The organism is Streptosporangium brasiliense (genome assembly GCF_030811595.1).
In the GTDB taxonomy this organism is placed as follows: Bacteria; Actinomycetota; Actinomycetes; order Streptosporangiales; family Streptosporangiaceae; genus Streptosporangium; species Streptosporangium brasiliense.
This window is the reverse complement of the sequence record NZ_JAUSRB010000002.1, coordinates 4,383,246-4,405,483: the sequence shown is the minus strand read 5'-3', so window position 1 is coordinate 4,405,483 and position 22,238 is coordinate 4,383,246. Positions and strand designations below refer to the sequence as shown.

General features: G+C 72.4%; 22 protein-coding genes. 19 read left to right on the top strand and 3 right to left on the bottom strand.

The window, feature by feature from the left end; translation table 11 throughout:
• Positions 1-31: 31 nt before the first annotated feature.
• Entirely contained in the window at positions 32-1,138 is a 1,107-nt protein-coding gene (locus tag J2S55_RS28855; protein ID WP_306867379.1) for a zinc-dependent alcohol dehydrogenase, read from the bottom strand.
• Positions 1,131-2,081, bottom strand: a complete 951-nt coding sequence (locus tag J2S55_RS28850) for a Gfo/Idh/MocA family protein (RefSeq protein ID WP_306867376.1) — start codon at positions 2,079-2,081, stop codon at positions 1,131-1,133. The genes J2S55_RS28855 and J2S55_RS28850 overlap by 8 nt, the downstream gene beginning before the upstream one ends.
• A gap of 168 nt (positions 2,082-2,249) precedes the next feature.
• Between J2S55_RS28850 and J2S55_RS28845 the strand changes: the two genes are divergently transcribed.
• The 6 genes from J2S55_RS28845 to J2S55_RS28820 all read left to right on the top strand — a co-directional run bounded on the left by J2S55_RS28845 (position 2,250) and on the right by J2S55_RS28820 (position 9,816).
• A complete protein-coding gene (locus J2S55_RS28845; RefSeq protein ID WP_306867373.1) occupies positions 2,250-3,239 on the top strand; it encodes a glucosyl-3-phosphoglycerate synthase in 990 nt (329 codons plus the stop codon).
• On the top strand, positions 3,236-4,456 hold the full coding sequence (locus J2S55_RS28840; RefSeq protein ID WP_306867370.1) for a glycosyltransferase: 1,221 nt from the start codon (positions 3,236-3,238) through the stop codon (positions 4,454-4,456). The genes J2S55_RS28845 and J2S55_RS28840 overlap by 4 nt, the downstream gene beginning before the upstream one ends.
• Before the next feature lie 128 nt (positions 4,457-4,584).
• Complete coding sequence (locus J2S55_RS28835) at positions 4,585-5,193, top strand: class I SAM-dependent methyltransferase (RefSeq protein ID WP_306867368.1); 609 nt, start codon at positions 4,585-4,587, stop codon at positions 5,191-5,193.
• Positions 5,194-5,374: 181 nt separating this feature from the next.
• Complete coding sequence (locus J2S55_RS28830; protein ID WP_306867365.1) at positions 5,375-7,912, top strand: chitinase C-terminal domain-containing protein; 2,538 nt, start codon at positions 5,375-5,377, stop codon at positions 7,910-7,912.
• Between the two features lie 294 nt (positions 7,913-8,206).
• Positions 8,207-8,788, top strand: coding sequence for a copper resistance CopC family protein (locus tag J2S55_RS28825; RefSeq protein ID WP_306867362.1), 582 nt, complete (start codon positions 8,207-8,209; stop codon positions 8,786-8,788).
• The gene (locus tag J2S55_RS28820; RefSeq protein WP_306867360.1) at positions 8,785-9,816 is read left to right on the top strand and encodes a CopD family protein; all 1,032 of its coding nucleotides are present in this window, start codon (positions 8,785-8,787) and stop codon (positions 9,814-9,816) included. Before J2S55_RS28825 ends, J2S55_RS28820 begins: the two co-directional genes overlap by 4 nt.
• Here J2S55_RS28820 and J2S55_RS28815 read toward each other — a convergent pair.
• Entirely contained in the window at positions 9,774-10,931 is a 1,158-nt protein-coding gene (locus tag J2S55_RS28815; RefSeq protein ID WP_306867357.1) for a hypothetical protein, read from the bottom strand. The genes J2S55_RS28820 and J2S55_RS28815 overlap by 43 nt on opposite strands.
• A 109-nt stretch (positions 10,932-11,040) precedes the next feature.
• Here J2S55_RS28815 and J2S55_RS28810 point away from each other — a divergent pair, with 109 nt between their 5' ends.
• From J2S55_RS28810 to J2S55_RS28750, 13 genes are all read left to right on the top strand, one after another.
• A complete protein-coding gene (locus J2S55_RS28810) occupies positions 11,041-11,562 on the top strand; it encodes a GNAT family N-acetyltransferase (protein WP_306867355.1) in 522 nt (173 codons plus the stop codon).
• A 64-nt stretch (positions 11,563-11,626) separates the two neighbouring features.
• Complete coding sequence (locus tag J2S55_RS28805; RefSeq protein WP_306867351.1) at positions 11,627-14,245, top strand: CocE/NonD family hydrolase; 2,619 nt, start codon at positions 11,627-11,629, stop codon at positions 14,243-14,245.
• A complete protein-coding gene (locus J2S55_RS28800; protein ID WP_306867350.1) occupies positions 14,242-15,153 on the top strand; it encodes an ABC transporter permease in 912 nt (303 codons plus the stop codon). Before J2S55_RS28805 ends, J2S55_RS28800 begins: the two co-directional genes overlap by 4 nt.
• Before the next feature lie 179 nt (positions 15,154-15,332).
• Positions 15,333-16,250, top strand: a complete 918-nt coding sequence (locus J2S55_RS28795) for an aminoglycoside phosphotransferase family protein (RefSeq protein ID WP_370879708.1) — start codon at positions 15,333-15,335, stop codon at positions 16,248-16,250.
• 421 nt (positions 16,251-16,671) lie between these two features.
• Entirely contained in the window at positions 16,672-17,334 is a 663-nt protein-coding gene (locus tag J2S55_RS28790; RefSeq protein WP_306867345.1) for a hypothetical protein, read from the top strand.
• Between the two features lie 6 nt (positions 17,335-17,340).
• Positions 17,341-18,669, top strand: coding sequence for an SRPBCC family protein (locus tag J2S55_RS28785; protein ID WP_306867342.1), 1,329 nt, complete (start codon positions 17,341-17,343; stop codon positions 18,667-18,669).
• Between the two features lie 41 nt (positions 18,670-18,710).
• Positions 18,711-19,118, top strand: coding sequence for a gas vesicle protein GvpJ (gene gvpJ, locus J2S55_RS28780; protein ID WP_306867340.1), 408 nt, complete (start codon positions 18,711-18,713; stop codon positions 19,116-19,118).
• 1 nt (position 19,119) lies between these two features.
• Complete coding sequence (locus J2S55_RS28775; RefSeq protein ID WP_306867338.1) at positions 19,120-19,932, top strand: GvpL/GvpF family gas vesicle protein; 813 nt, start codon at positions 19,120-19,122, stop codon at positions 19,930-19,932.
• Positions 19,933-19,935: 3 nt separating this feature from the next.
• Positions 19,936-20,208, top strand: a complete 273-nt coding sequence (locus tag J2S55_RS28770; protein ID WP_306867337.1) for a gas vesicle protein GvpG — start codon at positions 19,936-19,938, stop codon at positions 20,206-20,208.
• A 4-nt stretch (positions 20,209-20,212) separates the two neighbouring features.
• Positions 20,213-20,653: a gas vesicle protein GvpO gene (gene gvpO / locus J2S55_RS28765; RefSeq protein ID WP_306867334.1), complete on the top strand. Its 441-nt coding sequence runs from the start codon at positions 20,213-20,215 to the stop codon at positions 20,651-20,653.
• Positions 20,654-20,664: 11 nt separating this feature from the next.
• Entirely contained in the window at positions 20,665-21,150 is a 486-nt protein-coding gene (locus tag J2S55_RS28760; RefSeq protein WP_306867331.1) for a gas vesicle protein, read from the top strand.
• Positions 21,143-21,949 carry a GvpL/GvpF family gas vesicle protein gene (locus J2S55_RS28755; RefSeq protein ID WP_306867328.1) on the top strand — a complete coding sequence of 269 codons (807 nt, stop codon included), beginning with the start codon at positions 21,143-21,145 and terminating at the stop codon, positions 21,947-21,949. The genes J2S55_RS28760 and J2S55_RS28755 overlap by 8 nt, the downstream gene beginning before the upstream one ends.
• A complete protein-coding gene (locus J2S55_RS28750; RefSeq protein WP_306867325.1) occupies positions 21,946-22,188 on the top strand; it encodes a gas vesicle protein in 243 nt (80 codons plus the stop codon). Before J2S55_RS28755 ends, J2S55_RS28750 begins: the two co-directional genes overlap by 4 nt.
• Positions 22,189-22,238 lie beyond the last annotated feature (50 nt).

Below are 22,238 nucleotides of genomic sequence, written 5' to 3'. Positions count from 1 at the left end.
CCGCAGGGCAGGGGCCGGGGCCGCCGGCCGGTCACCCGGAGACCATGTCGAACACGGTCTGGACGGTGTGACGGCGCCGGGCCGCGAGAGCGGACATGAACGGGGGCGCGTCGTCGAAGGGCACCATGTCTGTGATCAGGTGGCGGCGGATCCCGTCGCCGTGCGCGCGCAGGAGGTCGAGCGTCTCGGCCGAGAGCCGGTCCCGGCTCCAGACGTGGTCCAGCCCGCGCGGCACGCGGCCGATCTGCGAGCACCTGATCGACAGCGCGTTGTGGTGGAACTCCTCGCCGAGCCGCAGTCGCGCCGCGCCCTCCTGGTAGAAGGCCAGATCGACGACCGTGCCCTGGGGCCGCAGCAGCCGCAGCCCGAGGTGCAGGCTCTCCGGCCGGCCGCGGCACTGGAAGACCACGTCGGCGCCCCGGTCGTTGCGGGAGTGCCGCCAGCGGGCCTTCACCGCGAGCGCCGGGTCCTGGCCGTCCATCGCGACCGTGTCGAAGCCGAGCCGTCCGGCGCGCTCCAGCCGGTCCCGGGTCCGGTCCACCACCGTCACCGCCGCGGCGCCGTGATGCCGGGCGAACAGGGCGGTCATCAGCCCGACGACCCCCGCCCCGGTCACCGCGACGCACCGGCCCCGCACGCCGTCGCCGAGGGTGCGCACGTCCGCCCCGCAGATGTCGGCGGCCGCGTGCAGCAGGCCGTTCGCGCAGATGGGCCCCATGTGGGCGGCGTAGATGCCCAGCAGGGGATCCAGCCCGGCGGGCAGCGGGACGTAGCGGTCCTCGACGGAGTCGGCCGTGTAGCCGGTCCGGTGGCCGTACGCCATCGCCACGACCTGGCCGGGCGACAGCGCCGGGGTGCGGCTCTCGGCGACCTGGGCGACCTCCATGTAGCCCAGCCGCGTCACCGGGTACGCGGCGGCCGGCCGGTCGGCGCGGAACAGCCCGAACGCCGGATCCCAGCCCGCCGACAGGTAGGGGTTGGTCCCCTTGACGTAGGACAGCTCCGTGCCAGCCGACAGCCCGCTGTAGAGCGTCTCGACGCGGAAGCCGCCGTCCCCGACCGGCGCCTCCGGCTCCTCGGCGATGACGACCCGGCCCGCGCCGGCGACCTGCAGCACCCGCACGACCCGCTCACCCATCGGTGTCCTCCAACCTCACCGGGGCGCCGGAGGTGGCCGCGCGGGCGACCGCGCACGCCAGCCGGTGCGTGCGGAGCGCGTCGTCGTAGGGGGCCCGCACGTCCGTGCCGCGGCGCAGCACCGCGTCCACGAACGCCCGGTCCACGCGGCGCCTGGCGTCTCCGGCTTCGACGATGACCCGGCGTCCCGCCCCGGTGTCGACGACCAGCCGGTCCTCCGATATCCGCAGCGCGATGCCCTCGGCGTAGATCTCCAGCCCGGCCCGGTGCTTCCAGCCCAGCAGGCAGGTGGCGCCGAGGATCCCGGTGGCGCCGTCACGGAAGCGCAGCAGGGCGCCGGTGGCCGCCCCGACCGCCCCTTCGGCCTGGTCGGGCGGGTGTCCCGATTCGTGGGCGCTCACCTCGGTGACCTCTCCGACGAGCAGCCGGGCCAGGTCAAGCACGTGCACCGCCTGCTCGATGACCTGCCCGCCCGAGCCGTCGCGGCGCGGCCACCAGGGCACCGGGGGCACCTTGTCCAGCCACACGCCCACCGCCAGCCGTACCGGCCGGTCGCCGAGCAGCCGCCGCGCCTGCTCGACGACGTCCAGGTAGCGCCAGTGGTGCCCGACCGCGGTCACCGCCCCCCGCCGCCGTGCCGCGGCGGCCACCCGCCGGGCGGTCGCCTCGTCCAGTGCGAGCGGCTTCTCCACGAACAGCGACAGGCCGGCGTCCAGGACGGCGAGCTCGATCTGGCCGTGCGCGAAGGGCGGCACGCAGACGTAGACGGCGTCGAGCCGCTCGCTCCGCAGCAGGGCGGCGTGGTCACCGTAGGCGGCCGTCCCGTGCTCGCGGGCCAGCCCGGCGGCCCGGGCGGCGTCGGTGTCGGCTATCCCGACGATACGGACGTCCGGGAAGCCCGACAGCACACGCGCGTGGCGCGCGGCGACGTTCCCCGCGCCCACGAAACCGATTCGACAGGTCACAGGACGAGCAATCCCACCATTACTCGACGCCAAACCCTCTGACACCGGATTTGAACTGCTCTGACCAGGGCAAACAGTAATAACACGGGTATACAGCCGGGGGGACACAGTCGATGACGACGCTTGGGTATCCGCCCTTGAGGGGCGATGTTCACTGAGGTCGGTCGCTGGCTGGACGCGCGCACCAGCCGGGCCGGCGACTGGCTCCCGGAGGCCGTGCTCGCCGCCAAGGGCGACCACAGGGTCAGCGTGGTCCTGCCGGCGCGCGACGAGGAACGCACCGTCGGGGAGATCGTCGGGCGGATCCGGCGGGACCTGCGGGAGCGTCTCCCCCTGATCGACGAGCTCGTGGTGATCGACTCCTGCTCGACCGACGCGACCGCCCGGGTGGCCGCCGACGCGGGCGCGCAGGTCGTCCACCAGAACGCCGTGCTGCGCGGGTACGGCCTCCTGCCCGGCAAAGGGGACGCGCTGTGGAAGGCGCTGGCCGTCACGACCGGTGACCTCGTCGTCTTCATCGACGCGGACCTGCGTAACTTCGGCACGCATTTCGTCACCGGACTGCTCGGGCCGCTGCTGTCCGACCCCTCGGTGGCCTACGTCAAGGGCTGCTACGACCGGCCGCTGGCCGACGGCACGGCCGCGCAGCCGCACGGCGGCGGAAGGGTGACCGAGCTGGTCGCCCGCCCGTTGATCAACCTGCACTGGCCCGCGCTGGCCGGCTTCATCCAGCCGCTGGCCGGCGAGTACGCCGGCCGCCGCGCCGTGCTGGAGGAGATCTCGTTCGTCACCGGGTACGGCGTCGAGCTGGGCCTGCTCGTCGACCTGCTCGGCCGGGTGGGCCTGGACTCCCTCGCGCAGGTCGATCTCGGCGTGCGGGTCCATTCCCACCAGCCGATCGAGGCGCTCGGCCGGATGGCCGGCCACATCATGCTCACCGCCTGGTCGCGGCTGGAGCGGGAGGGCCGGCTCGTCACCGCCGACCCGCCCAACGGGCGGATCGCGCAGGTCCGCCGGCTCGGGAACGGCCGACGGCTGCACGTCAGCGACGTGGGCGTGCACGAGCGGCCGCCGCTGATCACCATTCCGGAGTACGCCTCGGGCGCTCGGCTGATGCCGGAACGGCGGCAGCCGTGAACATCACAGTGCTGATGAACGCCGGCCCCTGGCTGCCGGTCCCGCCCCACGGATACGGGGGGATCGAGACAGTCGTGGCCACGCTCGTGCCCGAGCTGAGGGCACGCGGCACCCGCGTGGTCCTGGCCACGGTCGCCGCGAGCACCCTGGCGGCCGACGATCAGGTGTGCGTGTTCGACGAGGGACAGTTCGCGCAGCTGCAGCGCCCCTACAACCAGGTGATGGGGCTGGCCCACGCGCACATGCAGCGGGTCGTCGCGGAGCTGCGCCGGCGCGAGGACATCGACCTGGTCCACGACCACGTGGAGGCGGTCGGCCTCGGCGTCCTGAGCACCATGGGCCGCTCCGCCCCGCCCGTGCTGCACACCCTGCACTGGGACCTGCACAAGCATCCCGAGCTGTACGGCGGCTTCAGCGGCGACGGCAGGGTCTGGGTCAACGGCGTGTCCCGCTCCCAGGTCGCGCGGGCGCCGCGCAACCTGCGCGAGCACAGCCTCGGCTGGGCGTATCTGGCGACCCCGCTGGCCGGCGCGGACCGTACGGCCCCGCCCGAGGAGGGCCGGGTCCCGGACGGAGCGCGGCCGGCGGCCCCGTCCGACGGCGCGGGACGGGGCCACCGCGGTCCGCTGGTGATGCTGGGCCGCATCAGCCCGCTCAAGGGTCAGCACCTGGGCGCGCGGCTGTGCCGGGAGCTGGGGCTGCCGCTCGTCCTGGCCGGCCCGGTCGGCGGGCTGCGCGGGCCCCGGGAGCTGGCCGCCGCGCTCGCCGATCCGGACCACGGCGCCCACGCCAATCCCGACGTGCGCTACCACCTCGACCGGCTGGCGCCGTACGTCGACGGCGAGCTCGTCCGCTGGGCCGGCTCGGTGAACGGCCCGGAGCGCGAGCGGCTGCTCCTCGACGCCCGCGCCGCGCTGTTCCCGGTGCAGTGGGAGGAGCCCGGCGGCACGGCCGTGATCGAGGCGCTGGCCTGCGGCGCCCCCGTCGTCGGCCTGCGGCGCGGCTGCCTGCCCGAGCTCGTCGAGCACGGGCGTACGGGACTGCTCGCCGACACCGAGGAGGAGCTGCGCGAGCACCTGAGGCGTGTCGAGGACATCGACCCCGAGGAGTGCCGCCGCAGCGCCGCGCTCCGGTTCTCCCCGCCGGTGATGGCCGAGCGGTATCTGGACTTCTACGGCCGGGTGCTGGACCTCGCCGCCCGGACCCGCCGGAGGTAGCACGGCGCCGCGCCCGGCCGTCACGCCCGGAGACCATGGCCCCGTCCGGGGTCCCGAGGTCGCGGGCCGGTCCGGAGCGGACGTCCGAAGATCACGTATGCGCCCGCCGCCCGGAGTACAGTGCGCTGATGCCCGACGACTACTGGAACCACAACGTCCACTACCATCCGCTGGTGCTCGGCGCCGTGCCGGAGGGGTGTGGCGAGGCGCTGGACATCGGCTGCGGCGACGGCCTGCTCGCCCGCAAGCTGGCTGGCCGGGCCCGCCACGTGACAGGGGTGGACCGCTCGCCGGAGATGATCCGTCTCGCCCGCGAGCGCGACGTGCCCGGCGGCGAGGTGACCTTCGTGGCGGCGGACTTCCTCGACGACCCCCGGGGCCGCTTCCCCGCGGGGAAGTACGACTTCGTCAGCGCCGTCGCCGTCGTGCACCACATGGACTTCGGAGCCGCCGTCACCGGCATGGCCCGGCTGCTCGCGCCGGGGGGCCGCCTGGTGATCGTCGGGCTGGCCCGCAACCGCACCGCGTCGGACTGGCTCATCAGCGGCGCCGGCGTCCCCGCCTCTCTCGTCCGGGCACGGCGGCACGGCGGCAAGGGCCACCCGGCCGGCATGCCGATGGAGGACCCCGACATGTCCTGGGGCCAGGTCCGCGACGCGGCGCGCCGTCTGCTGCCCGGCTGCCGCTTCCGCCGCCACCTGCTGTGGCGCTACTCCATCGTGTGGCAGCGCCCCTGAAGCCGTGCGGCAGCGCCCCTGAAGCGCCGCGGGCCGTCGCCGCCCACCTCGCACACCTTAACTATCAAGAAAGTTTCTTAAAAGAGAGCATTGACGGACCTGGTGGGACCGCATAGTTTCCGGTTCAGACGACCCGTGGGGGGCGGGATCACGGCCATGTTCCCTCGGAGGTAGCTCTCCCATGTCCTCACGCCTACGCGCCGGCCTCGCGGCGGCCGGCGCGTCACTCGCCCTGATCGCAGGCGCGCTCGCCGGCACGGCCGGCGCCGCCGCCGGCGACGAGTCCTGCCGCCCGGACGGCCTCTACACCACACCCGGCCTCGACGTGCCCTTCTGCCAGGTCTACGACGAGGCCGGCCGCGAGAAGATGGGGGCCGACCACCCCCGCCGCATCATCGGCTACTTCACCGGGTGGCGGACCGGCAAGAACGGCCGGCCCTCCTACCTGGCCAAGGACATCCCGTGGGGCAAGATCACCCACATCAACTACGCGTTCGCGCACGTCGGCCCGGACAACAGGATCTCGGTCGGTGCCGACGGCCCGGACAACGCGGCCACCGGCATGGAGTGGCCGGGGACCGACACCCTCGACCCCGCCCTGCCGTACAAGGGCCACTTCAACCTGCTGAACAAGTACAAGAAGGCCAACCCGGACGTCAAGACGCTGATCAGCGTCGGCGGCTGGGCCGAGACCGGCGGCTACCTCGACGGCTCCGGCAACCGCCAGCCCTCCGGCGGCTTCTACACGATGACGACGAACGCCGACGGCTCGGCCAACACCGCCGGGATCAACGCCTTCGCCGACTCCTCGGTGGCCTTCGTCAGGAAGTACGGCTTCAACGGCGTCGACCTCGACTACGAGTACCCGACCTCGATGAAGGACGCGGGCCACCCGCTGGACTGGCAGGTCGCCAACGCCCGCCGCGCGTCGCTGATGAAGAACTACGCGGTCCTGATGAAGACCATGCGCGACAGGCTCAACGCCGCCTCGGCCGCCGACGGCAAGTACTACATGCTGACGGTCGCCGCCCCGTCGTCCGGCTATCTGCTGCGCGGCATGGAGACCTTCCAGGTCACCCAGTACCTGGACTACGTCAACATCATGTCCTACGACCTGCACGGCGCGTGGAACGAGTTCGTCGGCCCCAACGCCGCGCTCTACGACGACGGCAAGGACGCCGAGCTGGCCAAGTGGAACGTCTACAACACCGAGGCGTACGGCGGGATCGGCTACCTCAACACCGACTGGGCCTACCACTACTTCCGCGGCGCGGTGCAGGCCGGCCGGATCAACATCGGCGTGCCGTACTACACCCGCGGCTGGCGCAACGTCACCGGCGGCGTCAACGGCCTGTGGGGCACGGCCAAGAGCACCAGCGGCTGTCCGACCGGCCTGACCACCTGCGGCGACGGCGCGCGCGGCATCGACAACCTCTGGCACGACGAGGAGAACAACACCGAGGTCAGCGGCGGCGGCAACCCGCTGTGGCACGCCAGGAACCTCCAGGACGGCCGCACCGGCTCCTACGGGCCCGCCTACGGCCTGGACCCGGCCGACCCCGAGGACAGGCTCACCGGCACCTACACCCGCAACTACGACTCCACCCTGGTGGCGCCGTGGCTGTGGAACTCCGCCAAGAAGGTCTTCCTGTCCACCGAGGACGAGCAGTCCATCGGCGTCAAGACCGGCTACGTCAAGGACCGGGGCATCGGCGGCCTGATGATCTGGGAGCTCGCCGGCGACTACGACTGGGACGCGGCCAAGGGCGAGTGGTTCATGGGCGACACGCTCACCAGCCAGGTGTACGAGGCGTTCAGGAGCGCCACGCCGTACGGCGCGACCCGCGCCAAGGTGAACGTGCCCGCCGAGAAGCTCGACGTGAGCGTGGAGATCGGCGGCTTCCCGGTCGGCGACAGCAACTACCCGATCACCGGCAAGCTGAAGATCACCAACAGGTCGGCGACGGCGATCCCCGGCGGCGCGGAGTTCCAGTGGGACTACGCCAGCTCGGCCCCGAGGAACGCCAAGGACCAGTCCGGCTACGGCGTCACCGTGATCAGCAGCGAGCACGGCGCGGGCAACAACGTCGGCGGCCTGAAGGGCGACTTCAACCGGATCTCCTTCAAGCTGCGCGCCAACGAGCCGCTGGCCCCAGGCGCCTCGCTGAACATGGACTACGTCTACTACCTGCCCGCCCCGGCGCCGGCGAACTTCACCGTGAGCTTCGGCGGCAGGACCTACGGCCTGACCGCCGACAACGCCCGCGGCGGCGTGATCGTCAACCCGACCCCGACGACCGGTCCGGGGGGCGACTGCACCGCCCCCGCGTGGTCGGCCACCCAGGTCTACGGCGGCGGCAACAAGGTCTCCCACAAGGGCAGGCAGTGGGAGGCCAGGTGGTGGACCCAGAACAACGAGCCGGGCACCAACGACGTCTGGAAGGACCTCGGGGCCTGCGCCGGCGCCACCCCCTCCCCCACGGTGACGCCGACGGTCACCCCCACCCCGACCGTCACCCCCACCCCGACGGTCACCCCGACGCCGACGCCGACCGTCACCCCCACCGGGGCCTACCCCGCCTGGAAGGCGGGCACGGCCTACACCACCGGCAACCGGGTCTCCTATTCCGGCGCCGACTACGAGTGCCGCCAGCCTCACACGGCCTACGCCGGCTGGGAGCCCTCGAACGTCCCCGCCCTCTGGCTGCGCCTGAGCTGAGTCCCCCTGACCCCGCCGGACGTGCCGGCGCCCGGCCGCGCCCCCCAGTCCCGCGGCCGGGCGCCGGCGCCGGCTCCGAGCACGGCGAGGTCGAACACGCGCTGCACAGGGCCGGCCGGGAGCGCCGGGAGACCGCCGAGCGGGCCCGCCGCCAGGACCGCGCCCGCCGCGCGGGAGCGGGCCCGTCCGCTCCCCCGGGCCGCCCGGCCGTCCCGGGCGGCTCGATTGTCCGGGCGGAAGGTAGTGATGGGACCATGTCCGGGTCATGAAGAACCCAACGGAAGGCCCTCATCGGTGAGGCGGCTACTCACGGTCCTGCTGTTCGCGGGCGCCGCGCTGCTCGGCGTGGTCACCCCGGCCCAGGCCCACAACGTGCTGATCGGCAGCGACCCCAAGGACGGCGCCCAGTTCGCCACCGGCCCGGAGAAGGTCACACTCACCTTCGACCAGCCGGTGCGGCAGGGCTTCGCGCAGATCAGCGTGACCGGCCCCGACGGGAGCCGCTGGGAGGACGGCAAGTCCGCCGTCGACAGCCAGAAGGTCAGCGTCGCGGTCAGACCCCTGGGCCCGGCCGGCCAGTACGTCGTGGGTTACCGCATCCTCTCCTCCGACGGCCACCCGGTGGCCGGCAAGGTGACCTTCACCTTGACCGCCGCGGGACCGGGCACCGCCGCCCAGCCCGCCCCCGTCCCCTCGGCCGCCGCGCCGCAGGCGACCGCCTCCCAGGCCCCCGATCTGAGCGCCCAGGCCGCCGAGGCCGCGCAGAACGGCGGGGCCGGGATGGCCGTGCTGTGGATCGCCGCCGCCCTCGTCCTGCTGGGCGGGGCCACCGTCGTGGCGCTGCGCCGTACGAGGGAGCAGGGGGCCGGGCGATGACCGCGACCGTCGAGAGCGCCCCGGAGGCGGGCACGGTCAGGAGGCTGGTGGTCGGGGGGCTCGTCTCGGGGGCCGTGCTGGCCGTGCTGGCCGCGACGGCCTTCAGCGCCCAGGAGGCGGTGCCGGGGATCGCGATGCCCGGCCCGCTGGTGGAGTACGGCCTGCCGGTGCTGCGGGTGCTGCTGGACCTGGCCGCGGTGGCCGTGGTCGGGCTGAGCCTGCTGCCCAGGCTGCTCGGCTTCGACGATCCGGAGCGGACCGAGCCGGTGATGCGCCGGGCCCGGCCGCTGGCGGTGACGTTCGCGTGGGCCTGGGCGGTGCTGGCACTGGTCATCATCGTCTTCCAGACCGCCCAGCTCAACCCCGGCCTGGTGCCGACCCCGGGGATGATCGCCGAATACGTCGACAGCGTCGGCGCGGGCCAGGGGATGCTCTTCAGCGCCGCCTGCGCGCTCGCCTACGCCGGGATCGGGCTGCTGGCGGTCCGCTTCGGCGAGAAGGTCCCGGCCGAGCTGCGGATCGTGATCGCCTTCTTCGGGCTGCTGCCGATCCCGGTCACCGGCCACGCGGTCGACTCGGTCTGGCACGACCCCATCATGATCTCGATGGAGCTGCACGTGATGGGCTCGGCCGCCTGGACCGGCGGGCTGCTCATGATCGTCACGCTGGCCGCCGGGGACCGCGAGCTGCTGGCACAGGTCCTGCCGAGGTTCTCCAGGCTGGCGACCCTGGCACTGCTCCTGGTCAGCGTCTCCGGCCTGGTGAACGGCCTGGCCACGATGGCCCTCACGCAGGGGGTGGAGCTGCCCGGCGCGGTGTTCACCAGCGACTACGGGCTGCTCGTGGTGGCCAAGACCGTGTGCGTGGCGCTGCTGATCCCCTTCGCCGCTCACATCCGCTTCCGCCTGCTGCCGCGCATCGCGCAGCGGCAGGGGACGGCGGTCGTCGCGTGGGCGGCGGCGGAGATCACCGTGATGGGCCTGGCCTACGGCATCGCGGTGGCGCTGACCACGGCCTCCATGTCCTGAGACCGGAGCCGGTGACGGGTGGAGGCCCATTCGAGGCCCAGCCACAGGGCGGCGAGCAGGAGACCGCCGATCAGCATGGTCATGGGAGACACCAGGGGCGGGGTGTAGTAGGCCCCGCTCTGGAGGCGGAGCGCCTGGTCGACGAGGACGGTGACGCCGAGCGAGCCGACCAGCGCCCGCACCGCCGGGATCCGGATCAGGAACGCCAGGTCGACGGCGAGCGCCCCGGCGATCAGGAAGACCGGCACCGACGAGCGCGGGAAGTCCGCGATCGCCAGGAGCGGCCAGATCAGGGCCCGGTAGGTGAGATAGACGCCGATCACGGCGGTGGCCGAGAACATCCGGCCGATCATCGCGCGGGCGGCGACCAGGACGACCATGGCGGCGACCGCGGCGTAGAGCGGATACACCTGGTCGGGCACCGGCAGCGAGAAGTTGACCACCATCTGCCGGTCCACCGCGCGGCCCATCTGGTCGGCGGCGAACTGCAGCAGGATGGGCTCGGCCTCCGGCTGCCCCCGGTCCCAGGCGGCGATGCCGAACACGCCGTACTCCTGGTGCTGAGCCGGGAACCAGACGTTCTCGAACAGGAACACGAAGAGCCCGCCGAGCACCATCGTCCGCATCCGCCCGGGGGCCGCGCCCATGAACCAGCCGCGGATCACCCCGCAGATCATCAGGAACGTGCCGATGTAGAGCATCATGTGGGACGGGCTCCACGAGGTGATGTCGAGCCCGTTGATCCGGTGGTTGATCAGGTCCAGCGGCACCGCGACCAGGAAGATCCCGGTGCCCCAGCCGACGAGGCGCTGCGCCGTCCTGTCCACGCCGTAGCCGGTGTAGAGGTGAATGATCGTGAGCACCAGCGCGATGGCCGTGCCGACGCTGTTGAGCAGGTGCGGCGGCGCCAGGTCGTCACGGAGCCACTTGAAGTGCCAGGAGACGTCCCACGAGGCGCCCAGCACCTTGAAGGAGAAGGCCACCAGCCATCCGAGATACAGCAGCCGGAACAGCTCCTCCGGCGTCTGGCGACCGGCCTTCCCCCTGGTCCACAGGGGCAGGGCCCACTCGACGGCCGGGGTGACTCTTCGTTTGAGGCTCTCGACTGACTTCACGCGTCGAAATGATGCCTGGCCTTTACCTTGGTCCGCAATCGGGGACATCCCTGAGGCATCGTCCGAGCATCGACATGAGCGGACCTTCATGTCTGGATAATTGTCTGATATGGGAGCTTTTGTGCGGGACGGCGGGCCGGACGACGCCCTGGATGTCATGCGCATCAGGACCGAGACCTGGAAGACCGCCTACAAGGGACTGCTTCCGCAGGACTTCCTCGACGCGCTGCGGATCGAGCCCCGCGCGGTCGAGCTGCTGCGGGGCAGGCTCGCCGGCGGCGCCGAGCACCTCGTGATCGGCGAGGCGGGCGGCGAGGCCGCCGGTTTCAGCCTGTTCGGGCCCGCGCGCGGCGAGGGGCTCACCGGCGGGGAGGTCTACGCGCTCTACGCGCTCAGCGGGCACTGGTCGACCGGACTGGGCCTGGCCATGATGGAACGGTCCGTGGCGCGGCTGCGGGGCATGGGCCACGCGGAGGCGGGGCTCTGGGTGCTGGAGGGCAACGCCCGCGCCCGCGGGTTCTACGAGCGCTTCGGGTTCACCCTCTCCGGGCGGGCCCAGGACGCGGCGGGCCTGCCGTTCTCCGTCCCCGAGGTGCACTACCGGCTCTCCCTCGCCCCCGCGGGCGCCTGATGCCGCGCCGACGGCCGCCGGGCCGTCTCAGGTCTCTCTCAGCTCCCCTCAGTAAGCTCGCGGCATGAAACTTGCGGGGAGAACGACCACCTGGGTCGCGGTGGTCGCCGTGCTGGCCGTCGGCGTCGCGGCCTGGCTGCTGTGGCCGTCCGCGCCGCCGGTGCGGGCCCAGGATCACAGGATCGAGGTGCTCGACGGCCCGCGGGACGACCAGCGGGTCACCCTCGACGCGAGTTTCTTCCCGCCCGCCGGCGGCGGCAAGGCTCCGGCGGTGCTGCTCGCACACGGCTTCGGCGGCAGCAAGCGGAGCGTCCGTGACGCGGCGGTGCGGCTGGCCCAGGAGGGCTACGCCGTGCTGACCTGGTCGGCGCGGGGCTTCGGCCGCTCCACCGGGCAGATCGCGCTCAACTCCCCCGACTACGAGGTCAAGGACGTCCGCCAGCTCGTCGACTGGGTGGCCAGGCGGCCCGAGGTCCGGCTCGACGCGGCCGGCGATCCGCGGGTGGGGATCGCCGGCGGCTCGTACGGCGGGGCCATCGCGCTGATGGCCGCCGCGCACGACGGCAGGATCGACGCGATCGTCCCGCAGGTCACTTGGTACGACCTCGCCGACGCGCTGTTCCCGGACGCCACCGGACAGGGGCCGGCCAACGGCGTGTTCAAGCGGATGTGGGCGGGGCTGTTCTTCAGCCGGGGAGGTCCGGCGCCGGAGGCCGGGCAGGCGGTGCCGGGCCCTGCCGCCCGGCCCGCCCCGGCCCTGCCGGCCGGCCCGCCGCCGACCGCGCAGGAGGTCCGGTGCGGCCGCTTCCTGCCGGAGATCTGCGACATGTACCAGCAGGTGGCCGAGAGCGGCCGGGCGACCCAGACCGCGATCGACACCCTGCGCAGGTCCAGCCCGATCTCCGTGCCCGGCAAGATCAAGATCCCGACGCTGCTGCTGCAGGGGCAGCGCGACTCGCTGTTCCCCCTGGGCCAGGCGGACGCCAACGCCAGAGCCGTCGCCGCGACGGGCGCCCCGGTCGCCGTCGCCTGGTTCGACGGCGGTCACGACGGCGGCGACGGCGAGGTCGACTGGCTCCACGAGCAGACCCTCGGCTGGTTCGACCGCTATCTGAGCGAGAGCGCCGGCGCGCAGGCGGCCGGCAGCCCGTTCACCGTCACCCGCGACGGCGGCCGGGACCCGGGCACCCGCCGCCCGGTCCAGCTGCACGCCACCGCGGACGCCTATCCCGGCCTGTCCGGCAGCGGCCGGACCTCGGTGCCGCTCAGCGGTCCCGAACAGCGGGTGGCCAACCCGCCGGGCGGGTCCCCCGCCTCGATCTCCGCCGTCCCCGGCTTCGGCGGCCTCACCGGTGGTGTCGGCAACCTGAGCGTGTCCGTCGACATGGCCGGTCAGAGCGCCGGCTTCGACTCCGCCCCGCTCACCGCCCCGCTCCAGGTGACCGGCAGCTCCACCGTGCGGGTGAAGGTGGCCTCGGAGGACGGGGAGAGCCCCGGCGGGGGCGCCGACCAGGAGGGGCGGCAGGCCGGCCGGGGTGAGGTGACACTGTTCGCCAAGCTCTACGACGTGGCGGGGGACGCCCAGGCGCCGCTCCTGCCCGAGGGGCTCGCCGCCCCGATCAGGATCCCGCTGTCCGAGGGCGGCACCGGGGAGGCCACGGTCACCCTGCCCGCCATCGACCACCGCTTCGACGTCGGGCACCGGCTGCGCGTCGCCTTCACCACCACCGACCTCGGCTACAGCACGCCGGCCGCCCCGGCCGTCTACAGGGTCGGCCTGGCCGAGCCGTCGGTGACCGTCCCGACGGACACCGCGCTGCGGACCCCCTCCGCCGCCCCCGCCTGGTGGACCTGGGCGCTGCCGCTGGCCTCCCTCGTCGTCGCCGCGGCCCTGCTGCTGACCGGGCGCCGGCGCGGCCGGGACGAGCACGACCCGGCCCTGGCCGCCGTCCCGCTGCGGATCAGCGGCCTGACCAAGGCGTACAGCAACGGCGAGCTGGCCGTGAACGACCTGTCCTTCACGGTTGAGCACGGTCAGGTGCTCGGCCTGCTCGGACCCAACGGCGCGGGCAAGACCACCACCATGCGGATGCTGATGGGCCTGATCCACCCCGACGCGGGCGAGATCCGGATCTTCGGCCACCGGGTCGTCCCCGGCGCCCCGGTCCTGTCCCGGCTGGGCTCCTTCGTCGAGGGCCCCGGCTTCCTGCCGCACCTGACCGGCCGGGCCAACCTGGAGCTCTACTGGAAGGCGACGGGCCGGCCCGCCGAGGACGCCCACTTCGCCGAGGCCCTGGAGATCGCCGGGCTCGGCGGCGCGCTGGAGCGCGCCGTGCGGACCTACTCCCAGGGCATGCGCCAGCGCCTGGCCATCGCCCAGGCCATGCTGGGCCTGCCCGACCTGCTGGTCCTCGACGAGCCCACCAACGGTCTCGACCCGCCCCAGATCCGAGAGATGCGCGAGGTCCTGATCGCCTACGCCGCGCGGGGCCGCACCGTCATCGTCTCCAGCCACCTGCTCGCCGAGGTGGAGCAGACCTGCAGCCACGTGGTGGTCATGCACCGCGGGCGCCTCATCACGGCCGGCCCGGTGGGTGACCTGCTGCGCAGCCGTACCACGTCCAACGGCTCGGGCACCCGCCTGGAGGACGTGTTCCTGGACCTGATCGGAGAAAACGCATGAGCGGCGCCAACGGCTCCGGTACGGCTCTCGCCGGCGGTCCGGCGGCCACCGGCTCCCCGGGGAACGGCTCGGCGGGCGGATACCTGCCCCGGCACACCCTGCCGCTCGCGGTGGAGGTGGTCCGCCAGTTCAAACGGCGCCGCACGCTGGTCATGTTCGGCCTGCTGCTCGCGCTGCCGTGGGTCCTGGTGGTCGCGTTCAAGGTCGGCGCCGACTCCGGCCAGCCGGGCAACACCTTGCGCATCTCCGACCTGGCGACCGAGGGCGGCCTGAACTTCGCCGCGTTCGCGCTGTCGGTGTCGGCGAGCTTCCTGCTGGTCGTCGCGGTGGCGCTGTTCTGCGGCGACACGGTGGCCAGCGAGGCGAGCTGGTCCTCGCTGCGCTACCTGCTGGCCGCCCCCATCCCCCGCGACCGGCTGCTGCGGCAGAAGCTGGTCGTCGCGATGGGCTACTCGGCGGCGGCGGTGATCTGCCTGCCGCTGATGGCGTTGCTGGCCGGGACCCTCGCCTTCGGCTGGAACGACGTCCGGGTGCCGGGCACCGGCGAGACCATCGCCGCGCTGGAGGTGCTGCCCCGCTTCGGCATCGTGATCGTCTACGCCCTGATCAGCCAGTTCGTGGTGGCGGCGGTGGCCTTCCTGCTGTCGGTCGGCACCGACTCCCCGCTCGGCGCGGTGGGCGGGGCGGTCGGCCTGGTGATCGTGAGCAACATCCTGCAGGCGGTGGAGGCGCTCGGCTGGCTGCGGGAGTTCCTGCCGACGTTCTGGAACACGGCCTGGACGGCAGCCCTCACGCCGCAGCCCGACTACAGCGGAATGATCAAGGGTGTGGCGATCTCGGTCACCTACTCGGCGATCCTGGTGGCGTTCGCCTTCCGCAGGTTCCGGCGGAAGGACGTCGTTTCTTAGCGCCCGCAACCTGCACGACGCCCTCGTCTCCCTCATCTGCTGGAGACGCCTTGCGAAAGCCCAACCGTGATCGTGCGTGAGCTGTGACTGGTGAAGGCCGAGGACGGTTGGCCGTCCACTGTGATCCGGTAGGTTGCCGCGGGAAACGCGATTCCCGCTGGAGGGAACAGGATTTGAGCATGTTGGAAGCGGTCGAGGTCCCGCAGTCCCTGGCGGTGTCGTACGCCAGAGGTTTCGGTGAGGAAGGGAGGGCCTGGATCGCCGGACTGCCGGCTCTCGCTGCGGAATTCCTGGACCGCTGGGAGCTGGAACGGGACGGCGCAGCCGGAGCCGGGGAAGCCTCGCTGGTGCTGCCGGTGCTGCGTAAGCACGGCACGCGCGCGGTGCTCAAACTGCAGATGCCCAGAGAGGAGACCACCGCCGCACTCATCGGGCTGCGCACCTGGAACGGCGCGGGGATGGTGCGGCTGCTCGACCAGGACCCAGGAAGCAGCACCATGCTCCTGGAGCGGCTGGACGCCGCCCGCACGCTGACCTCGATCGAGGACGACGACGTTGCGATGGGCATCCTCGCCGAGCTTCAGGCCCGGCTGGTCCGCGTCCCTGCGCCGCCGGGACTGCGTAGCCTCGGCAACATCGCCACCGAGATGTTGGAGCAGGTCCCCGAGGCGGTCGCGGCTCTGGCCGACCCGGCGGACCGGCAGCTCCTGCGCGGCTGGGCGTCGGCGGTGGCCGAGCTGGTCGGCGAGCCCGGAGACCGGATGCTGCACTGGGATCTGCACTACGACAACGTTCTCGCCGCCCATCGTGAGCCGTGGCTCGCCATCGATCCCGAGCCGCTCGCCGGGGACCCCGGCTTCGACCTCTGGCCCGCCCTGGACAGCAGGTGGGACGACGTCGTCACGAAGGGCGATGCTCCGCGCGTAGTGCGGCGCCGCTTCGACCTGCTCACCGAGGTCCTCGGACTGGACCGCGCACGCGCGACCGGCTGGACGCTCGGGCGGCTGCTGCAGAACTCGCTGTGGGCCATCGACGACGGCGAGACCGCTCTCGACCCGGCCTCCGTCGCGATCGCGGAGTCGCTGCTCAACCGGTGACCCTGCCCCCTTGGCGGGATGAAGATCCGCCGCCCGGTATTCATCCCCGCCAAAGGCCGAATCGTCACACCTGTCAGACACGGCCGGCAGACCTCGACAAGATCGTGTTACGAACTCTTAGCGCTTCAGCGCCATTTCACGATTCCCGCGCATTCGCACCGAGCATTTGGTCACGGACCGGCTGCCGACATAGCGACCTGAGTATCTTTCCACAGGGTTAATTATGTCCGCTTTTTACCTATATGTGTTTCTTTATCACGTTCTAGGGTAGGAAACAGCCGATCCGGAAGCGAGACGCTTCCGCCACGTTCAAAGCGGCAGACGTCAGCGCTTCCGACGTCTTCCCTTCCGTCCGGCCGACCGGTCGAGCCCGTAGACGGACGGATCCCAAGGCGGAGTGATCGATTGGGGAGTGGTGATCGTGAAATGCGGACTGCAGATGGCCCTGGCCGTCGGCGCAGGCTATCTTCTCGGCCGGAGTCACAAGCTGCGGCTGGCGCTCGCACTGGCGGCGGCCGGCGCGACCGGGCGGCTGGGAGTGAGCGGAGGCGACCTGCTGCAGCAGGGGCTGAAGACGCTCGGATCCTCTCCCGAGCTGAGCAAGCTCACCGACAGCGTCCGGGGTGAGCTGCTGGAAGTCGGCAAGGCCGCCGTCCGGACCGCGGCGAGCAAGCAGATCGACTCGCTGACGTCCAGGCTCCACGAGCGCGCGGAGTTCCTGCGGGGGCAGGGCGAGGCCGCCGAGGAGGAGCCCGAGGAAGAGCGGGAACCCGCCCGCGGGCGCCGGGCCGCCGGCCGCCGTCCGGCCGGCAGGTCCCGCGCCGCCCGCGAGGAGCCCGAGGACGAAGAGGAAGAGTACGAAGAGGGGCCCGAGGAGGAGGAAGAAGAGGAAGAGGAGGAACCGGCTCCCGCCCGCGGACGCCGGAGCACCGGCAGGTCTCGCAGCGAGCGCGAGGAGCCCGAGGAGGAGGAAGAAGAAGAGGAAGAGGAGCCCGAGGGGGAGCCTCCGGCCAGGCGCCGAGCCGGCGCGCGGCGCACCCAGACGGCCACCCGCGAGCGGCCGGTCCGCCGGGCCCGAGGGTGAGGCCCGATGACCGAGCAACCGAGGATCGCCCGGCCTGACCAGGACACCGGGCAGGTGCTGCCCATCGAGGAGCTCACCCAGGAGCTGCGCAACCTCGCCGAGGCGCTCGGGGAGCGGATCCTGTCGTCCGCGACCGAGAAGATCGGCGGGCTGACCGAGCGGCTGACCGACTACGCGCAGGGCGGAGGCGGGGGCGGCGGAGGCGGCGCGTTGAGCCTGCTGGGCTCGGTGGTCGGATCGAAGCACCCCGTGGCCGCCGGGCTCAAGGGCGCGGTGAAGATGGCGGCCGGCGGCCTGATGAGCAAGATCACCGGGGGCGGCAAGGGGGGCAAGGGCAAGAAGCTCAAGCTCACCAACATCGTCGAGACGCTCGACGTGGGCGCCTCGCGGCGACTCGTCTACGACCAGTGGACCCAGTTCCAGGACTTCCCCAGCTTCACGAAGAAAGTCGAGGGAGTGGATCAGCAGGACGACCAGAAGACGAACTGGAAGGCGCAGGTCTTCTGGTCTCACCGGACCTGGGAGTCGACGATCGTCGAGCAGGTGCCGGACCAGCGGATCGTCTGGCGTTCCAAGGGGGCCAAGGGCTACGTCGACGGCGCCGTGAGCTTCCACGCGCTCAGCCCCGACATGACCCGGATCCTGGTCGTGTTGGAGTATCACCCGCAGGGCCTGTTCGAGCGCACCGGCAACCTCTGGCGCGCGCAGGGCCGGCGGGCCCGCCTGGAGCTCAAGCACTTCCGGCGGCACGTCATGACGCAGACCGTGCTCCACCCCGACGACGTCGAGGGCTGGCGCGGCGAGATCCGCGACAGCAAGGTCGTCAAGGACCACGAGACCGCCCTCAGGGAGGAGCGGGAGCGGGAGGAAGCGGAGGAGCGGGAGGAAGAACCCGGAGCGGGACAGGAGGCCGGCGAGGAACAGCCGCCGGAGGAAGAGGAACAGGCAGCGGAGGAGGAAGGGCCGGAAGAAGAGAGGCTCGTGGAGGAAGGCGCAGCGGAGGAAGGCGCGGAAGAAGAAGAGGGAGAAGGCGGGGAGGAGGAGCCGGAGGAAGAACCGGCCCCCAGGAGACGCCCCGCCCGCCGACGCGCCGCCGCCGCCGCCGAAGAGACGGAGAGCGGAGAGCAAGAGGAGCCGGAGGAAGAACCGGCCCCCAGAAGGCGCCCCGCCCGCCGACGCGCCGCCGCCGAAGAAGCGGAGAGCGGAGAGCAAGAGGAGCCGGAGGAAGAACCGGCCCCCAGGAGACGCCCCGCCCGCCGACGCGCCGCCGCCGAGACGGAGGAGAGACCTCCTCCGCGTCCCGCCCGCCGACGGACAGGCGCCCGGAGCACATGACCCGGGAGCCGGAAGCGAGCAGCGGACCGAGGAGATAACGGATGACCATCGTGCAGCCTTCAGGAGGCGGAGGAGCCGGCCGCGGGTCCTCGTCGGGACTCGCCGACGTCATCGACACGATCCTGGACAAGGGCCTCGTGATCGACGCGTTCGTCAGGGTCTCCCTCGTCGGCATCGAGATCCTGACGATCGACGCGCGCATCGTCGTGGCCAGCGTCGACACCTACCTACGTTTCGCCGAGGCCACGAACCGGCTGGATCTCACGCAGACCGGAGGGAAGGGACTACCGGAAGTCGTGCAGGACATGACGCAGGGCGTGAGCAGCTCCAAGAGCAAGGGGGTCGCCCAGGGGATGCTGGAGGCGGCCTCGGAGAAACTCCAGGACTTCCTCGGCGAGCCCGAAGAGGAACCGGCGCCTCGCCGGCGGCGACGGCGAGAGGAGGGGTGAGATGGCCGGGCCTACCGAGAAGACAGGGACCGCCGGGTCCGAGGAGACCGCCCGGCAGGGGCGGGTCGGCAATTCCTACGTCTACGGCGTCGTGCCGGCGGACGTCGAGCTGGCCCCCGAGGCCCGCGGCGTGGGCGATCCCCCCCAGCCGATCAAGCTGATACGGCACGGCGAGGTCGCCGCCCTGGTGAGCGACATCGTCCTGGACCGCCCGCTGGGCAGGCCCGACGACCTGGTGGCCCATCAGCGGCTGCTGGACGACACGGCGGCCGAGGTGCCCGTGCTCCCGTTCCGGTTCGGGGCGGTGGTGACCGGCCCGGAGGCGGTCGTCGAGGAGCTGCTGGGCCCCAACCACGATGCGTTCGTCACCGCGTTGAAGGAGCTTGAGGGGCGGGCGGAGTACGTCGTCAAGGGCCGCTACGTCGAGCGGGTGGTGATCGGGGAGGTCCTCGCGGAGAACCCGGAGGCCGAGCGGCTGCGTGAGGAGATCCGCGGCCGTCCGGAGGAGGCGACCTGGGACGCGCGGATCCAGCTCGGGCAGATGATCGGTGAGGCGGTCGCGGCCAAGCGCGACGCCGACACGGCCGTGCTGGTCGAGGCCGTCGCCCCGCGGTGCGTCGCCGTCGCCGTGCGCGAGCCGACCCACGAGCAGGACGCCGCGCACGTGGCCGTCCTGGTGGAGACCGGCCGGCAGGCCGAGTTCGAGGAGGTCCTGGACGGGCTGGGCGAGCGCTGGGCGGGCCGGGTCGACCTGCGCCTGCTCGGCCCGATGGCACCGTACGACTTCGTCACGACGCGGGGACAGGGGGAATGACGGATGGACCTGTTCAGCCTGACATTCGGCCTGCCCTTCGCCCCGATCCGCGCGCTCATCAAGATCGGGGAGATGCTGCAGGAACAGGCCGAACTCGAAATGCGGCACCCGGCCGCGGTCCGGCGCAGGCTGGAGGAGGTCGAGGAGGCCAGGCTCTCCGGCCAGATCTCCGAGGAGGAGGCGGCCCAGGCGACAACGGAGATCCTCGAACGGATGGTGGCCCAGCCGGACCTGCCCGGCATGACCGTGCCGGGCCGAGGCGGAGAGGGGGAATGATCCCGTGCCTGTCAGGCGCAGTTCCCACGACAGGCGTGCGGACGCCTCCGACGACCTCTACGACGAGGAGGACGAGCGTCTCGACGAGGACGAGGACGAGGACGAGGACGACGACGCCTTCGACGACGAGGACTTCGACGAGGACGAGCCGGTGGAGGAGATTCCGGACACCCGCCGGCGGCCGCGCGGCCTCACCGCGGCGACCGCCGGCCGGGCCGGGCTGCGCCACATCGCCGACCTGACCGGGAAGGCTCTCGAAGGCGTCACCTTCGTGCAGCCGCAGGAGAACGGCTGGCGGGTCGGGGTCGAGGTCGTCGAGGACCGCCGCATCCCCTCCTCCGGCGACATCCTGGCGCTCTACGAGGCCGAGATGGACCAGGAAGGCGATCTTCTCTCCTACCGCAGGACGCGCCGCTACAAGCGCGGCAGAGGCGACGACGGTTAGGCGTGACTGAGATGACCGATCCGGCACGGTCCGGCTCCGTTTTCCCCCAGTCCTACGGTGGCAGGGCGCCCGCCCGGCACGAGTCCACCAACCTGGGCGACATCCTGGAGCGGGTGCTCGACAGAGGCGTGGTGATCGTGGGAGACATCCGCGTGAACCTGCTGGACATCGAACTGCTCACGATCAAGCTGCGGCTGCTGATCGCCTCGGTGGACACGGCGCGGGAGCTGGGCATCGACTGGTGGGAGGACGATCCGTGGCTCAGCTCGGACAGCCGCCGGCTGGCCGAGGAGAACCGCCGGCTCCGCAGGCGGCTCGCCGCCGCGGAGGACGGCCTCGGGGCTATCCAGGACGAGCAGGAGGACCTGGAGGAGCTGGAAGAGCGGGAGGACCGGCGGGAGGAACTGCGGGGCGACCGGCGGGAGCGCCGCTCCGTCGGGGCCCGGCGGAGAACCTCCGAGGGGCGTCCGCGCGGGACGGAGGAGCGCGGTGGCTGACACCGGCACGTACGTCTACGCGATCGCGCCTGAGGCGGGCTCTCCCCGGCCGGGGGGCCTGACGGGTGTGGCCGGAGCGCCCGTGCGGACGGTCGGGCGCGCCTCACTCGTCGCGTACGTGAGCACCGTGCCGCTGGACCGGTTCGGGGAGGAGGCGCTGCGGCACTCCCTGGAGGACCTGGAGTGGGTCGAGGAGACGGCCCGCGCCCACCACCGCGTCGTGGAGGCGGTCGCGGCGGCCGTCCCGACGGCCCCCGTCCGGCTCGTGACCGTCTACAGCGACGAGGAGCAGGTGGGCGACCTGCTCCAGCGGCGGCACGACGACTTCGTGGCGCTGCTCTCCCAGGTGGCCGGGCGGCGGGAATGGGGGGTGAAGGGCTACGCCGAGCGGGTCGGGCCGCCGGCCCCGGCCGGCGGCGACGTCTCCGGGACGGGCAGCCCCGGCACCGCCTACCTGAGACGCCGCCAGGCGGACCTGCGTGGCAGGGAGGACACGTGGCGGCACGCGGTGGCCGAGGCCGAGCGCGTCCATGCCCGCCTCTCGGCTGTCGCCGTCGCCGACCGGCTCCACCGGCCGCAGGATCCGAGCCTGTCCGGCCGCGAGGAGTGGATGGTGCTCAACGGGGCCTATCTCGTCGACGACGACCGCGGCGACGAGTTCGCCGCCGCCCTTGAGTCCCTCCGCGGCCACGGGATCGACCTGGAGCTCACCGGCCCCTGGGCGCCCTACTCCTTCACCGTCCTCGACACCGGCACGACGGGTCCGGAAGGCACGGCCGGCCCGGGAGACACGCCATGACGCCCCGCGCCTCGCGAGGCGCCGAACTGGCCGCCGAGGGGCGCCTGCCGTCCCAGCGCGTGGCGCTCGTCGACCTGCTCGACCGTCTGCTGGCGGGCGGCGTCGTGGTGACCGGTGACCTCGTCCTGTCCATCGCCGACATCGACCTCGTGCGCGTCTCCCTGCGCGTGCTGATCACGTCCATCCTGGAGTCCGACCCGTCCGAACGGGAGAACCGGAATGACCTCGCCCGGAAGTGAACCCGCCTCGACAGGCACCGGCCGGCCGTGGGACACGGCGCCCCCCGGCC

Coding starts and splice junctions, on each gene's coding strand:
- J2S55_RS28855 (WP_306867379.1), bottom strand. CDS start 1,138: ATGGGTGAGCGGGTCGTGCGGGTGCTGCAGGTCGCCGGCGCGGGCCGG.
- J2S55_RS28845 (WP_306867373.1), top strand. CDS start 2,250: ATGTTCACTGAGGTCGGTCGCTGGCTGGACGCGCGCACCAGCCGGGCC.
- J2S55_RS28835 (WP_306867368.1), top strand. CDS start 4,585: ATGCCCGACGACTACTGGAACCACAACGTCCACTACCATCCGCTGGTG.
- J2S55_RS28830 (WP_306867365.1), top strand. CDS start 5,375: ATGTCCTCACGCCTACGCGCCGGCCTCGCGGCGGCCGGCGCGTCACTC.
- J2S55_RS28820 (WP_306867360.1), top strand. CDS start 8,785: ATGACCGCGACCGTCGAGAGCGCCCCGGAGGCGGGCACGGTCAGGAGG.
- J2S55_RS28810 (WP_306867355.1), top strand. CDS start 11,041: ATGGGAGCTTTTGTGCGGGACGGCGGGCCGGACGACGCCCTGGATGTC.
- J2S55_RS28805 (WP_306867351.1), top strand. CDS start 11,627: ATGAAACTTGCGGGGAGAACGACCACCTGGGTCGCGGTGGTCGCCGTG.
- J2S55_RS28800 (WP_306867350.1), top strand. CDS start 14,242: ATGAGCGGCGCCAACGGCTCCGGTACGGCTCTCGCCGGCGGTCCGGCG.
- J2S55_RS28795 (WP_370879708.1), top strand. CDS start 15,333: ATGTTGGAAGCGGTCGAGGTCCCGCAGTCCCTGGCGGTGTCGTACGCC.
- J2S55_RS28785 (WP_306867342.1), top strand. CDS start 17,341: ATGACCGAGCAACCGAGGATCGCCCGGCCTGACCAGGACACCGGGCAG.
- gvpJ (WP_306867340.1), top strand. CDS start 18,711: ATGACCATCGTGCAGCCTTCAGGAGGCGGAGGAGCCGGCCGCGGGTCC.
- J2S55_RS28775 (WP_306867338.1), top strand. CDS start 19,120: ATGGCCGGGCCTACCGAGAAGACAGGGACCGCCGGGTCCGAGGAGACC.
- J2S55_RS28770 (WP_306867337.1), top strand. CDS start 19,936: ATGGACCTGTTCAGCCTGACATTCGGCCTGCCCTTCGCCCCGATCCGC.
- J2S55_RS28760 (WP_306867331.1), top strand. CDS start 20,665: ATGACCGATCCGGCACGGTCCGGCTCCGTTTTCCCCCAGTCCTACGGT.
- J2S55_RS28750 (WP_306867325.1), top strand. CDS start 21,946: ATGACGCCCCGCGCCTCGCGAGGCGCCGAACTGGCCGCCGAGGGGCGC.